The sequence below is a fragment of the Brevundimonas sp. UYEF29 genome (assembly GCF_040546195.1).
Taxonomy (GTDB): domain Bacteria; phylum Pseudomonadota; class Alphaproteobacteria; order Caulobacterales; family Caulobacteraceae; genus Brevundimonas; species Brevundimonas huaxiensis.
In genome coordinates, this window is sequence record NZ_JBEPNH010000005.1 from 1 (window position 1) to 14,806 (window position 14,806).

At 63.9% G+C, this 14,806-nt stretch carries 8 protein-coding genes, 1 tRNA gene and 2 rRNA genes; 8 read left to right on the top strand and 3 right to left on the bottom strand.

Translation table 11 applies throughout. From position 1 onward, the window contains the following. From ABIB58_RS09460 to ABIB58_RS09470, 3 genes are all read left to right on the top strand, one after another. Positions 1-281: ribosomal RNA gene (locus ABIB58_RS09460) — 23S ribosomal RNA — on the top strand; the annotation flags it as partial. 85 nt (positions 282-366) lie between these two features. Continuing rightward, positions 367-481 (top strand): 5S ribosomal RNA (gene rrf / locus ABIB58_RS09465). Positions 482-568: 87 nt separating this feature from the next. Next, positions 569-645 (top strand) — tRNA-Met (locus ABIB58_RS09470). 1,001 nt (positions 646-1,646) lie between these two features. On the opposite strand, the gene ABIB58_RS09475 is transcribed toward ABIB58_RS09470, so the two are convergent. Next, positions 1,647-2,048, bottom strand: a complete 402-nt coding sequence (locus ABIB58_RS09475) for a hypothetical protein (RefSeq protein ID WP_354040539.1) — start codon at positions 2,046-2,048, stop codon at positions 1,647-1,649. 341 nt (positions 2,049-2,389) lie between these two features. Between ABIB58_RS09475 and ABIB58_RS09480 the strand changes: the two genes are divergently transcribed. The 3 genes from ABIB58_RS09480 to ABIB58_RS09490 all read left to right on the top strand — a co-directional run bounded on the left by ABIB58_RS09480 (position 2,390) and on the right by ABIB58_RS09490 (position 7,951). Then, positions 2,390-2,599: an IPTL-CTERM sorting domain-containing protein gene (locus ABIB58_RS09480; protein ID WP_354040541.1), complete on the top strand. Its 210-nt coding sequence runs from the start codon at positions 2,390-2,392 to the stop codon at positions 2,597-2,599. A gap of 530 nt (positions 2,600-3,129) precedes the next feature. After that, on the top strand, positions 3,130-4,641 hold the full coding sequence (locus tag ABIB58_RS09485) for a tryptophan halogenase family protein (protein ID WP_354040543.1): 1,512 nt from the start codon (positions 3,130-3,132) through the stop codon (positions 4,639-4,641). A 226-nt stretch (positions 4,642-4,867) separates the two neighbouring features. Then, positions 4,868-7,951, top strand: coding sequence for a TonB-dependent receptor (locus ABIB58_RS09490; RefSeq protein WP_354040545.1), 3,084 nt, complete (start codon positions 4,868-4,870; stop codon positions 7,949-7,951). Between the two features lie 64 nt (positions 7,952-8,015). Here the strand turns inward: ABIB58_RS09490 and ABIB58_RS09495 are convergent, their stop codons facing one another. Further along, complete coding sequence (locus ABIB58_RS09495; protein ID WP_354040547.1) at positions 8,016-9,422, bottom strand: tryptophan 7-halogenase; 1,407 nt, start codon at positions 9,420-9,422, stop codon at positions 8,016-8,018. Further along, on the bottom strand, positions 9,419-10,945 hold the full coding sequence (locus ABIB58_RS09500) for a tryptophan halogenase family protein (RefSeq protein WP_354040549.1): 1,527 nt from the start codon (positions 10,943-10,945) through the stop codon (positions 9,419-9,421). Before ABIB58_RS09500 ends, ABIB58_RS09495 begins: the two co-directional genes overlap by 4 nt. A gap of 137 nt (positions 10,946-11,082) precedes the next feature. On the opposite strand from ABIB58_RS09500, the gene ABIB58_RS09505 reads away from it, so the two are divergent. Together ABIB58_RS09505 and ABIB58_RS09510 are read left to right on the top strand one after the other, a co-directional pair. Then, positions 11,083-12,126, top strand: a complete 1,044-nt coding sequence (locus ABIB58_RS09505; protein ID WP_354040787.1) for a LacI family DNA-binding transcriptional regulator — start codon at positions 11,083-11,085, stop codon at positions 12,124-12,126. A gap of 152 nt (positions 12,127-12,278) precedes the next feature. Next, entirely contained in the window at positions 12,279-14,804 is a 2,526-nt protein-coding gene (locus ABIB58_RS09510) for a glycoside hydrolase family 3 protein (protein ID WP_354040551.1), read from the top strand. The last annotated feature ends 2 nt before the right edge of the window (positions 14,805-14,806 follow it).

Here is a 14,806-nt window from a genome sequence, read left to right on the forward strand (position 1 = left end):
TGGTCCCTATCTGCCGTGGGTGTTCGAAGCTTGAGAGGATCTGTCCCTAGTACGAGAGGACCGGGATGGACATACCTCTGGTGTACCTGTCATGGCGCCAGCTGTGCAGCAGGGTAGCTAAGTATGGAATAGATAACCGCTGAAAGCATCTAAGCGGGAAACTAACCTCAAAACAAGGCTTCGCTGAGGATCGTGGAAGACTACCACGTTGATAGGCCAGGTGTGGAAGTGGGGCGACCCATGAAGCTTACTGGTACTAATAATCCGATCGGTTTGATCGTTTCTCAGCAAAACTCATTCGATGATCGTTCAGACCAGAACGATCGCAGACAATGTCTTCTCATCATCCGCTGTCCCCCTGGTTGACCTGGTGGCTATGTCGGAGGTTCCCCACCCGATCCCATTCCGAACTCGGTCGTTAAGCCCTCCAGAGCCAATGGTACTTCGTCTCAAGGCGCGGGAGAGTAGGTCGCCGCCGGGTCTACCAGGCGGACAGCCGATGATGAACAAACACTGCAGTCGCGGCCCTTCTCGAAACGTTCTTCCTTCTCGATACACTACCGCTTGCCGCGGGATGGAGCAGCCCGGTAGCTCGTCAGGCTCATAACCTGAAGGTCGTAGGTTCAAATCCTACTCCCGCACCCAGACCAACCTCACACCCTGTGGGGATGCCAGAAGCCCCGCCCAAACCGGCGGGGCTTTTTGCTGTGCGGGCTTCATTCAGACCCAGCAACACGCCAGGCTTCCATGCATCTGCAGGTCGAGCTTCCCTTACACCTTCCAACGGATAGAAAACCATGCGGTCGTTGGGCCCTCGTGGATGGCTCACTCACTGCCAGCATAGATTTCTGCGGCCAGGCGTGGTCATGACAAGAGTGAGATAGGCGTCTCTACCGAATGTCCAGGCAGTAGCTCGATGTCCGCTTACAGATCGATGAGGCCGGTGGGCATCTCGTGGTTTTCAGGCCCGAGAAAAACGTGGTTTGGTCTGCAAAACTTATCCGAAGCGAAGCGGTTCACCCTTCATCACGGGTCGCCAACAACCGCACTTTAGGCTAGAAAATTGACGACCACTTTTGGCGCCAAAGCCTGTGACCGAAATCGACCGTTGCGGACATTGGCCGCAGCCCACTTAGATACGCGCCTATCGGCAGCGAAGGCTTGGACCGAAATCGGTTTCTAGTCGTGGGCTGAATGCTCGACATTCGCAACCTCGCGTGATCGTCTAGGTGGCCCAAAGGAGAATGGTCTTGTTTTTCGCCGCCATGTTCGCAGCCGCCCAAGTTGCATCACAAGCTCCCCCTTTGGCCGAGGAAGGCGTTTGGCTGGGTCGGCTCTCAACCGCCGTCGCGATCTGCCGTGACTACGGCTACGGGGTGAACCAGACAGCCGCCCGCGGCATCGTCGATGGCTTCGAAGCGAGAGCCACAACAGAAGGATGGACGTCCGAAAATCTCCAAGCCGCTTACAATCAAGGCAGAGAGTTAGAGCGCGCAGACTTCAAACTTCTCTTTGACCTCGACGGACTAACGCGCTCTGAGATTCGACGCGCGTACAGGGATCACCTCAATCGGACGAAGGTCCGATGCAGGGTGCACTCCGAACGCTTTCCCACCGTCATCTCGGATGTGCGTAATGGCGAACGCTCAATCGACGCTAGCCTTTCGGCTGGTCGCTGAGCATGCCGATCCGTTGGCGGTTGCGCAAAGGCGACGGCCTATTTCTGCTAGCTGCGAGGGCGCGCGCGCCTGTTGAAAGTCAACATTCGTCAAGATTAGAGTTTTGAAATGTCGCTGATCGCGATCGCTGTGATGGGCCAGTATCTCGGCCATGTCTACGTCTCCCCACATCCGCCCGAGACTGTTCCTTGCCCGCTGGCTGCGGTGCAGCAGGAACTTGTGCATGGCCGCCACTTCAATCGGATTAGCGTGGGCGATGTCTTCATCGAAACGGACCAGGGGTCCGTGAACTGCAGCCAGCAATACGTTGGAAGCATGTACTGCACCTTCCCGCGGGCGCGTATACTCACAGTGCAGCAGGGCGAACATCCCGTGGTCCGATACGAAATCCCGCGCGGTGCAAGGGTTACATTTGAGTCTCGTGACGGGAGGCATGCTTGCCGATTGGGCCGCTGGATCAGAACGCACGGCGACACGATCGTGCCAGACCTGCCAACTCCTGACTAAAGGTCTCAACCTGCTTGGCCTTCGACGTCTGAGCTGAGCCGCAAGCGTCGCGGCTCGTACCCGAGCTGCAGCGTCTGGCTCGGCCGGGCGCGGAGATCATCGGACGGGTCGCCATCGCTGTCAGAACGGTCGTCATCCAACGGTGTTCGTCCTTGTACAGGTTGCCGGAATGTCTGGCGCTTTTTGATTACAAGCCCTGCCCGATGGCTCGCTACGACGTCGAACTCGAAATGGGGAATGTCATGAGTAAGAAGTGTCTGGCCTCGGCCGTGGCCCTTGTCGTTGGCGCGCCCGCTGCTGCTGCGCCGGCAGCAATCCTGACGATGAGCGAGTGGGCTATGATCCTGTTGGGCGCATTCTTGGCCGGCGGTGCCGCACTCTACTTTCAACGTCGTAGAATGATTGGTGCCTAAACAACGCATTGCGACGCTTCGAAGCCCGGCCGCGCAGTTCCTTGGACTGTTCGGCCTGATTGCCCTGACCATCTTCTAGGTGCTGGCGACAACCTTGGGCGGCGGCTGGCTTTGTCTAGCCGTCCACCCGAGTGTTTGTCGACATCTCAGCCCATTTGATCGCGCCGTTGGACAGCAGCGTCACCGTTGATGGCGACGGCCTGCGGTCCTCAGATGGCCGCAGAGTCGTTCAGGTTTTGCAAGGCTGCAACGCCGTCGACGTTTGCGCCTTGCTGGCGGCTGCAATGTTGGCCCACCCGACGACATTCTTGCGATCGCTCACCGACGCTGTGCTCATACCTGCTACCCACCCATTGCCGACCTCAGTGAGTGATGAAGGGTAGGGCGTTGCACCTAGCGCCATTCCAGAAATGGCCAAACACTTAGACCCAACAAATATGATGATCGATTACGCGCCACTTCGGCCACGGAACAAGCTAATGCCGTTGATGATCCGCAATCGAGCCTGACAATCGCGACCGAGGTGCAATGTGTCTAATCCATCTCCAATCATTGATCGCATCGTTGTCGTTGGCGGCGGAACGGCGGGGTGGATGGCGGCGGCGGCGCTGGCGCATGCGTTCGAGGGCGCGGGCAAGACCGTGACCTTGGTCGAATCCGAGGCCATTGGCATTATCGGCGTGGGCGAGGCGACGATCCCGGAAATCCTGAAGTTCAATGCGCGCCTGGGGATCGACGAGGCGGACTTCCTGCGTGAGACCAAGGACACGTTCAAGCTGGGGATCGAGTTCGACGGCTGGCGACTCGAGGGTGAGCGCTGTTTCCACCCGTTCGGCGCCTTCGGGCTGGATATGGAAGGCATCGCCTTTCATCATTTCTGGCTGAAAGCCTGCGCCGAAGGCGGGTCGGAGCTGCTGGAAACCTACTCCATGGCCTGGCAGGCCGCGCGCCGTGGCCGTTTCGTCCATCCGCAGGGCGGGCCGCAGTCGCCGTTGTCCAGCCTGGGCTACGCCTATCATTTCGATGCGGCGCTCTATGCGGGCTTCCTGCGCCGCTTTGCAGAGGGTCTGGGTGTCGTTCGCCACGAGGGGCGGGTGGTCGAGGTTCAGCAGGCGGCGGACGGTGATATCGCGGGCGTCAGGCTGGACGACGGGCGGATCGTCGAGGGCGACTTCTTCATCGATTGCACCGGCTTCGTCGGCCTTCTGATCGAGCAGGCCTTGACGTCCGGATATGAAGACTGGAGTTCCTGGCTTCCATGTGACAGCGCTGTCGCCGTGCCGTGCGAGCGGGAGGGGGCGTTGTCGCCTTACACGCGATCGACGGCGCGCGAGGCCGGATGGCAATGGCGCATCCCGCTGCAACACCGGGTGGGCAATGGCTACGTCTATTCCTCGGCGCATCTCCCGCATCAGGAGGCCGAGGACGCGCTGATGTCGCGGCTGGAGGGTACGGCTCTGGCCGAGCCGCGTCGCCTGCGGTTCGCCACGGGCAGGCGCAAGGACTGTTGGAAGCGCAACTGCGTGGCGGTCGGATTGTCGAGCGGATTCCTCGAGCCGCTTGAATCGACCAGCATTCACCTGATCCAGAGCGCCATCACCAAGCTGATCACCCTGTTTCCGTCGCACAAAGACAGCGAGGGCCTTCGCCGTGAGTTCAACGCGCTGATGGAGGAGGAATTCGTCACCGTCCGCGACTTCCTGATCCTGCACTACAAGATCACGCAGCGGGAAGGGGCCTTCTGGCAGCAGGTGCGCGACATGCCGATCCCGGACCGGCTGGCGGCCAAGATCGCCCTGTTCGAGGAGACGGGTCGGATCGTCAGGCGCGACCATGACATCTTTTCCGAATCGAGCTGGCTGGCGGTCGCGGTGGGGCAAGGGCTGACGCCGCACGGGCGTCACCCAATTTCCGACGTGATCAGTCATGACGCCAATCTGGGTCGGCTGTCGGCGATCCGAGACAGCATCTGGCGAACTGCCGACGCCCTGCCGACGCACGAAGATGTTCTGGCCACGACGATGAATCGCAAGACGTTTTGAGGCAGCGGCTGGCGCCTGAAAGCCGTGTCAGCAGACTGGCGTCCGCCGCAATGGTGGGCGCGCTTTGCTTCTGAACCCGCTGGTCGAAAAGGCGACAAGTTTGCCGCGAAACGTTGACATCGCTGTCAATCGGTAGTCCAACACGCTCGCGGACGGCCGATCAAGGCTGCCGAAACGATTGCGACGGGCTGAACCGTCCTCGGGGGGATCAGAAGTGAAGTCAGAGATGTTCCAAACCGGCTATGCGCCCGCCGCTCGTGGGCTGCGCCGTTCCGTGTCCGCCCTGGCGTTGACCGTCGCCGTCGTCGGCGCGAGCGCCGCCCACGCCCAATCGACGCCGGCGCCGCAGGCAACTGCCCCGGCCACGGACGATGCGGCGCAGGTCGACGACGTGGTCGTCACCGGCATCCGAGCGCGCATCGCATCCTCGCAGGCGATCAAGCGCGACTCCGACACCTTTGTTGACGCAGTCACGGCCGACGATATCGGCGCCCTGCCGGACAAGTCGGTCAACGAAGTGCTGCAACGCATCCCCGGCGTGAACATCAACCGCTTCCAGGGTCCGACCGACCCCGACCACTTCTCGGTCGAAGGCTCCAACGTCATTATTCGCGGTCTGTCCTACGTCCGCTCGGAGTTCAACGGCCGCGACGCCTTCAGCGTGAACACGGGTCGCGCCCTGGGCTTCAACGACGTGTCGCCGGAACTGCTGGCCAGCGTTCAGGTGTTCAAGAACGCGACGGCCGACCGGATTGAGGGAGGAATCGCCGGCGTGGTCGATCTGCGCACCCGCAAGCCGTTCGACAGCCGCAAGTTCGTCTTCGGCGCGACGGCGGAAGGCTCTTATGGCGATCTGCGTGAAAAGCCGGGCCTGGGCTTCTCGTCGCTGATCAGCAATGTCTGGGACACCCAGTACGGCTCGTTCGGCGCCCTGTTGAGCTACGGCGAATCCGACCTGTATTCCGAAGCCTACGGCAGCCACCTGACAGATTTCACCTATCGGTCCGATCTGTCGAACGGCGAGAACCGCCGATACGTTCCGCGCGGCGGCGCGGTGCGGACCCAGCAGTTCGACCGTTCGCGTTCGACCCTGGACGGCTCGCTGCAGTGGGAATCGACCGACGGCCGCGCCAAGCTGACCGGCGAATACATCCGCGCCGACTCGACCTCGGCCTGGGGCGAGCGCGTGGTCGAAGTGGATCTGGGCAGCGGCGGCAACCCGACCCCCTTGCCGGGCCAGTCGTTCACCTATGATTCCAACGGCGTCTTCACCAGCGGTCTGCTGGTCAGCAATGCGCCGAACCTTCAGGTTCTGCCCAAGCGTCAGCGCGATCTGCAAACCCTGACCGAAGACTTCTCTCTGGCCGCTGAGTTCCATCCGACCGATCGCCTGTCGATCTGGCTGGATGCGCAATACAGCAAGGCCAGCGCCGACGATCTGGACATGAGCGTCTATGGCGCCATCACGCCGCTCTACACCCTGATCGGCGAAGGGCGTCACGGCGTGCCGGACATTCAGTTCGTGGATGCCTCGGGCCAGCCGTCGGCCAGCACAAACAGCCCGTCGAACTTCTATTATCGTTCGGCCATGGATCACATCGAGCAGTCGGACGGCGATCAGACCGCGTTCAAGGCGGACGTCAAATACGACTTCGACAACTCGCCGCTGCGCGCCATCCGCATGGGTGCGCGCTATTCGGATCGCGAGCAGACGCGCCGCTACACCGCCTATAACTGGGGTGCGATTTCTGAAAGCTGGGCTGGCGGTGTCACGCCGTTCCAGACCACAGGTCCGTTGGCCGTCGAAGCCTATGACTTCCCCAACTTCCAGCGCGGTCACAATCCTACGCCGATGAACGGCTTCTATCCGACAGCCGATCTGATTGCGGCCTATCGGGACGGCACGCTGCAGGCGGCCCTGGCTGCAGCGAGCAGCTCGGGCTCGACTTGGCGTCCGCTGGATCAGCGTCCGGGGGCCATCGCCGGCACGCCCTTCCTGCCTGGCGACATCAACAACTCGGCGGAACAGACCACCTCGGCCTATGTCCGGTTCGACTTCGGTTGGGATGACATCTTCGGTCCGGACACGGCTATCACCGGCAACCTGGGTGTTCGCTACGCCAAGACGGACTTCCAGACGCGCGGCTTCATCTCAAGCCCCAATATCGCGCAGAACTTCGGTGATGCGAACGGCAACGATCCGCGCTTCCCGGGTCAAAACATTCCGGTCACCCAGGCAAACGCGGCGGCCATCGCCCGTTTCCGGTGCTCGACCGTCCAGCCGGGTCAGTCGGCGCCGGGCTACTGTTTGCTGTCGAACGACCGTCTGAACCAACTGGTCGCGTTCAGCGACGGCAGCTTCCAAGAGATCGAGCGCGGCAACAGCTATGACGACTGGCTGCCCAGCCTGAACGTCAACTTGAAGTACAAGGAGTGGGTGTTCCGTGGTGCGGTGTCGCGCGCCATGACGCGCCCGGACTTCGGCGTGACGGCCTTTGCCGCCACCCTGTTCTACACCGACATGAATCAGGTTCGGGACAACGGCGGCGACGTCAACACCGCCCCGCTGTTGACGACCTTCACTGGCGGATCGCAGCTGACGGGCGTGCGCTCGTGGAACTACGACCTTGGCGTGGAATGGTATTTCAAGCCGGGCAGCTCGCTGACCTTCAACGCCTTCTACAAGGACCTGTCGGACATTCTGGCCAGCGGCTCGACCGTCCAGCAGTTCAGCAACGCGCAGGGCGTCTCCACCGACGTCCAGGTCAACCAGCAGGTCAATATAGGCTCAGGCTGGATCAAGGGCTTCGAAGTCGGTTATCAGCAGACCTACAGCTTCCTGCCGGGTCTGTGGAGCGGGCTGGGGATCGAGGCGAATTACACCTACGTCGAGCCTTCGACCTTCCCCAACGCCGTGACCGAGCCGCGCTATGTGGGTCTGGAACTGCCGCTGCAGCAGCTGTCGAAACACACCGACAACTTCTCGGTCTTCTACGAGAAGGATCTTCTGTCGGCGCGCCTGGCCTACAATTGGCGCAATGGCTTCCTGCTGACGCCGCGCGACGATGTGAACCCGTTCTCGCCGATCTTCAACGACTCGACGGGGCAGCTTGACGGTTCGATCTTCTACACGCTGAACGACAACTGGAAGATCGGCCTGTATGGCGCGAACCTGCTGGACGAAGTCACCGTCACCCAGCAGCAGACGTCCTACAACCTCAACGGCGCAAACCAGGCCGGTCCGCTGGCCCCGCGATCCTACTTCCGCAGCGACCGCCGCGTGACGTTCAGCCTGCGCTACACCTTCTAACACTTCTTCTCTGAGCGAAGACTTGGGGCGTCGATCTGATCGACGCCCCTTTTTTCGTTCTGGATCAGCCGCCCTCGCGCAGTCGGTCTATGAACTGAGAATGGGCGGGCAGGGCGGCCAAGGTCTGGTCGAAAGCCATGACCATCCGCCCCAGCGACGCCATGGCGGCCTTGATGTCCAGACGGTCGGCCTGGATGTCGTAACGGCGCGGTATGAGGCCCAGACTGGCCATCAGCATTATCCAGTGCTGAGCATCATAAGGATCGCCATCCAGGCCGACGCCGGCGTTGCGAGACGTAAACTGAGTGATGCGACGCGCCAGGTTGTCGCTAGCCGGGGCCAGTCGCTGGCCTTGCGACCCGCACAGAAGAATAAGATGAAGTCGATCCGCGCGGTGCGCGATGTCGCGAACCACCGCCTCATTGTAGGCCTCGGCGCAGCCTGAAATCTGCTCGGACGCGCCCGGCAGTGATGCGACGAGTTGTGTCAGCTGTCGCTCCAGTAGGACGCTGTCCAGGCCCAGTCCGTCGCCAAAGCGCGCCGCCGCCGGACCAAGAGCAAGACGACGGCCGCTCCAGGGATGCGTATCCAGGCCGGGGGCAAAGGCGACGTCCGACTGGGCGGCGACGTCAACGTCGCCCAACCAGGCCGCCAGCGCCGCCTTCGCAACGTCAACGGTGGTGCGATCTGCGGCGTAGGCCAGGCTGGCGAAACCGCCTCCGGGCAGGGGGCTGCGACTGACCAGCCCTTCGACCAGATTGGCCATATCCAGACGCGGCGTGTGATCGCCGCCCACGTAGCGCATGGTCAGACAGCGGTCGTAGCCCAGCCGCCCGGTCCAGTCGCCGTCGCCGCTGAAAACTCCGTTCGCTCGCGTTTCCAGGGTCATGAAGGCTTCGACTTCACGGGCATCTTCAGGCGTCTCCCGCACGCCAGCGCGCAGGGCGATGTCCCGCAGTCGCGCCGTCAGAACGCGCGCGTCCAGCATCAGTCTGGGGCGAAGAAGGGAGCGCGGCGACTGCCGATCTGGGCTGGGATGGGCGTAACGACCGGCCGCCATCATGCGCGCCTGGAACTGCAACGGCGCCAGAAGCGCGGCGTAGTCGGGGGCGGCGGGCGACTGACGGGCGGCGCGCAACACCACGTCCGTCAGCGCGACCCCATCGATCCCAGGCAGCGGCTCCTGCTCGACGACGGCGATGTCTCGCCCGTCGCACCAGTTTCGCAGCAGCGAGCCCAGGAAGAAGCCGCCGTGGCCGTGCGCCAACAGGTCCGCGCCGTCCGACAACTGCATGAGCACGCCGTCGGGTTCGGCGACCACGACCTCAGACTCTTCGCCGAGTGCGGGGGAAACAGCGTCTTCGATCAGGACCGAATTACCAGACGGCAGGTGGCGGGCCAGCAGCGCGGCCGCCGCCCAAGCCGCTAAGCCGGCGCCCTGAATGACCCAAATTTTTTCGGTTCCGCTCATCGGAGGCTACCTGCGCGCGCAGCCGCATCGCTGATGAAGGTCATGTGATCGGGCGTCCGATCGACGGTCGATCGGACGGCGTCACGCAGGGCTCCCAGCTTGTCGGACAGGACATGCGGCTCCAGCCGATCGACGCGCGGATCCCAGCCGTTCGGAACGATGTTCTGCCCCACCAGTACGGCGAGCCAACTGGGCGGCAGGAAGACGCCGATGTCGTAGTCGGGAAGCAGGCCGCGCGACTTAAAGGCCTCGACCTTGGCCGACAGACTGTCTGGCCAGGGCATGGTTCGCATCTCGCGCCAGAACGGCTCGTCACGCTGGTTGGCGACATAATGCAGGACGAGGAAGTCACGAATCCGGTCGAACTCCAGCGCCATGATCCGATTGTATTCTTGGGCGTCCGCCGCTATCCCGACCCGGTCGGGAAACAGATCCAGCAAGGTCGTGATCCCCAACTGGATCAGGTAGATGCTGGTGGATTCCAACGGCTCCAAGAAGCCGCCGGACAGGCCGATCGCCACGACGTTTCGGCTCCACAGCCTTTGGCGTCGTCCGGTCTTGAAGCTCAACCGACGCGGCTCGGCCAGCGCCGGACCTTCCAGATTGGACATCAGGGTCGCCACGGCGTCCTCGTCCGAGATATGGGCCGATGAGAAAACGTGGCCATTCCCGGTGCGATGTTGCAGCGGAATGCGCCATTGCCACCCCGCCGCGCGGGCCGTCGCGCGGGTATAGGGGCCGACCGGCGCCGTCGTCTGGCACGGCACGGCGAAGGCGCTGTCGCAGGGCAGCCAATGGCTCCAGTCCTCGAACGTCGTCTCCAGCGCCTGATTGATCAGCCGTCCGCGAAAGCCCGAGCAGTCGACGAAGAGATCGCCCGAAACACGGCGCCCGTCCGACAGGACGACGGCGTCGACATCGCCCGTCGCGCCATTCAGGACATGATCGACGACCTTCCCTTCGGTGCGGACCACGCCGCGCCCGCACGACACTTGGCGCAGGAAGGCGGCATAGAGGCTGGCGTCGAACTGAAAGGCGTAGCTGAAGGTGGACAGCATCGAGCCGGGGTCTGAAATCGGCCGCTGGAAGCGGTTCGCCTCGGCCGCCCTGACCGGATAGCTGTAGTCGCTGATGTCGGCGGCGTCGCCCATGGCGCGGCGCGCGGCCCAGACATGGTGGAAATCGATCCCCTCGATCGGCTCGCCATAGGCCCCGAAGGGATGGATGTAGCTGTCGCCGGGCCGTCCCCAATCCACGAACTGGATGCCCAGTTTGAAGGTCGCCTGCGTCTGGTTGATCAACGTCTGCTCGTCGATGCCCATGGCCGTGTTGAAGGCGCGGATGTGGGGCAGGGTGGCCTCGCCTACGCCGACGATGCCGATCTCGTCGGACTCGACCAGTTCGATCGAGACGGGGCTGCCCGCCAGACGATGAGACAGGGCGGCGGCCGTCATCCAGCCGGCGGTTCCTCCGTCCAGGATGACGATTTTTCGGATGGGGCCGGCATCGGTTTGGGTCATCATGTCGACTGTCTAGCAGACCATTTTTTGGCATGACAGCGATGGACAAGCCTGGCCATAAGCTGTGTCGGCATCGCCTTTTCGAACGGGGATGTTAGAAGCGGTCCGAGCGACGTTCAGGGGGACGGAATTTGGCGACGGTGACGATCTATGACGTGGCCGCGAAGGCGGGCGTGTCCATCAAGTCCGTGTCGCGCGTGCTCAACAACGAGCCGAACGTCAGCCCCACGCTGCGAACCAAGGTGGAGGAGGCGGCTGCGTCTCTGGGGTATCGACGCAGCCTGTCGGCGCGTAGTCTGGCGGGGGCGTCGTCGTCGTTGATCGCGGTCTTGGTGGACGCGGATCTGACCATCGAACACTGGAAGAGCGGGCGCGGCAGCGACTATCTTGGGCGTCTGGAGTTCGGCGCCCTGATGGAGGCGCGCCAGGTCGATTACCATCTGATGATCGAGCTGGTGGATCATAACTCGCCTGATCTCGAACGCGATCTGATGGCGCTGCTGAACTCCATCCGGCCCGAGGGCGTCATTCTGACCCCGCCGAACTCGGACAATACTGTGGTGATGGATGCTCTCGACGCGGCCGGCACGCCTTATGCCCGCATCGGTGCGGAAGCGGCGTTCGATCGGGGCTTCTGCATCGAGATGGACGAACGGCGCGCCGCATTTGAGATGACCCGCCATCTTATCGACCTCGGCCACACGCGGATCGCCTTCGTGACCGGGCCGGTCGCCTATGGCGCCAGCCGGCGTCGTCTGGCCGGTTACAGGGACGCTATGGCCGAGGTGGGCCTGGATGTGGCGCCGGCCTGGGTGGTGGAGGGCGACTTCACCTTCAACTCCGGCGCGCTGGCGATGGAGACACTGCACCTGACCGCGCCCGACATCACGGCGATCTTCGCCAGTAACGACGATACGGCCCTTGGCGTCTTGCAATGTGCGGCGCGGCTGGGGTTGTCGGTGCCCGGCGACCTGTCGGTGGCCGGTTTTGACGATTCGCCCGGCGCGGGTTTCAGCACGCCGGATTTGAGCACTATCCGTCAGCCGGTGGCGGAAATGGCGGCCGCTGCGGCCCAGCGCCTGATTCCGCCGCTACGCCGCCTTTTGACCGGCGACGCCCATGCGCGCGTTATCGTTCCGCATGATCTGATTGCGCGTCAGTCCACGGCTCGCATCGCACATTGAAGTCAGCGATCTGACAGATATTGACAGCGCTGTCAGCCCTTTGGCACAGTGGGCGTCGTCCAACGGTGCTTCGGACGTCCATATCGGCCTGAAGGCGCGTCTCCGGGGTTGGCTTGGGCGGCGCGGTGGCCCTAGCGATCAGGTCTCTTTCCATGCGCAAGGCCGCCACCGCCCTAGTGATCACCCTCATGTCGAGCGCCTGCGCGATCGACCCCGGCACGGCTCGCGCCGTTCCCGTTCAGGCCGTGACGCCCCAAGCCTCCATCGTAACCGACGCCACGCGCGCTCATCCGGCGCTTTGGCCCCGAGCGGCCTCGCCGGCTGCGATGACCGATGCGGCGACGGAAGCGTTCGTCACCAAACTGATGAGCCGGATGACGCTGGAGGAGAAGGTCGGCCAGACGATCCAGGCCGATATCGGCTCGATCAAGCCTGAGGACCTGCTGACCTATCCGCTGGGCTCGATCCTGGCGGGCGGCAACTCTTCGCCGGGCGGGGACGAGCGCGCCTCGGCCCAGAAATGGGTCGAACTGGCTCAGGCCTTCCGCGCAGCGGCGGCCCAGCGTCCGGGCGCCAAGGTGCCGCTGATCTACGGCATCGACGCGGTGCACGGGCACAACAACATCGTCGGCGCCACCATCTTTCCGCACAACATCGGCCTGGGCGCCGCGCGCGATCCCGACCTGATCCGCCGCATCGGTGAAGCGACGGCGCTGGAAGTGGCGGTGACCGGCGCCGACTGGACCTTCGGCCCGACCCTGGCCGTGCCCCAGGACGACCGCTGGGGCCGGACGTATGAAGGCTATGCCGAGAACCCCGAGGTCGCCAAAAGCTACGCTGGTCCGATGACGCTCGGCCTGCAAGGCGCGCTGTCGGCCGATCGTCCGCTGACAGCCGGCCATATCGCCGGCTCGGCCAAACACTTCCTGGCCGACGGCGGCACCACGGGCGGCAAGGACCAGGGCGATTTTGCGGGATCGGAACAGGAGCTGATCCGCACCCATCTGTCCGGCTATCCCCAGGCCATCGACGCCGGGGTGCTGTCGATCATGGCCAGCTTCTCCAGCTGGAACGGCGTCAAACACTCGGGCAACGAGACCATTCTGACCGACGTGCTGCGCGGCCCGCTGGGCTTCGACGGCTTCGTGGTCTCCGACTGGAACGCCCATGGCCAGCTGCCGGGCTGTTCGAACGAAAGCTGCGCCCTGGCCTTCAACGCCGGCATCGACATGTTCATGGCGCCCGACAGCTGGAAGCCGCTCTACGCCTCGACCCTGGCCCAGGTGAAGTCGGGCGAAATCCCGATGGCGCGCCTGGACGAGGCGGTGCGCCGCATCCTGCGCGTCAAGGTCAAGACCGGCCTGTTCAACGACAGCCGCCCGGTCGAGGGGCATCTGAACGAACTGGGCTCGCCGGCCCACCGCGCCCTGGCGCGCGAGGCGGTGCGCAAGTCGCTGGTGTTGCTGAAGAACGAAGGCTCGGTGCTGCCGATCCGCTCGGGCGCGCGGGTGCTGGTCGCCGGCCAAGCCGACAATATCGGCCAGGCCTCGGGCGGCTGGACCCTGACATGGCAGGGCACGGGCAACTCGAACGCCGACTTCCCCAACGGCCAGTCGATCTGGAGCGGCATCCGCGAGGCGGTCGCCGCCGGCGGCGGCCAGGCGACGCTCAGCGCCGATGGCTCCTTCACCCAGAAACCCGACGTGGCCATCGTCGTCTTCGGCGAAACGCCCTATGCCGAGTTCCAGGGCGATGTGGACACGCTGGACTTCGTGCCCACCGGCCCGTTGGAGACGTTGAAGCGGCTGAAGGCGGCGGGCATTCCGACGGTGTCGGTCTTCCTGTCGGGCCGCCCGATGTGGACCAACCCTGAGATCAACGCCTCCGACGCCTTCGTCGCCGCCTGGCTGCCGGGCACGGAGGGCGGCGGGATCGCCGATGTGCTGGTCGGCGATGCGGCGGGCAAGCCGCGCAACGACTTTACCGGAACCCTGTCCTTCAGCTGGCCCAAGACCGCCAAGGGCGAGCCGCTAAACGTGGGCCAGCCAGGTTATGACCCGCAGTTCGCCTATGGCTACGGCCTGACCTACGCACGCAACGCCCGCGTCGGCGCCCTGTCCGAAGACAGCGGCGTGGTCGGGTCCGGCAGCAATCTGGATCGCTATTTCGTCGATGGCCGCTTCGTCGCGCCCTGGTCGCTGATGCTGCGCGACGCGGGCGGCGAGTTCCGCCTGGGGGCTGAAAAGAGCGGCGCCAGCCCGCGCGGCGGCGTGTCGGCACGCGCCACCGACGGCGCCGGCCAGGAATCGGCGCGCGCCCTGACCTTCTCGCAGAACGGGGGGCAGGCCATCATCGCGGCCCAGCCGGTCGATCTGACGCGCCAGTCGAACGGCGAGATGGCCATCGCCTTCCGCTACCGCGTGGACGCGCGCCCCAAGGGGCCCGTGTTCCTGACGCTGGGCGCCGGTTCGGTCGACATCTCCGGCCTGATCGGCGCAGCGCCCGTCGGCGAATGGCGCACGCTGAAGGTCCGGCTGTCGTGCCTGCGTGATCGCGGCGCCGACATCGCCGCCGTCGACCAACCCTGGGGCCTGCGCACCGACGCCGACTTCGCGATCACGGTCGAGGACATCCGCCTGGCCTCAAACGAGGGCGACGCCGTCTGTCCGACGCAGTAGGC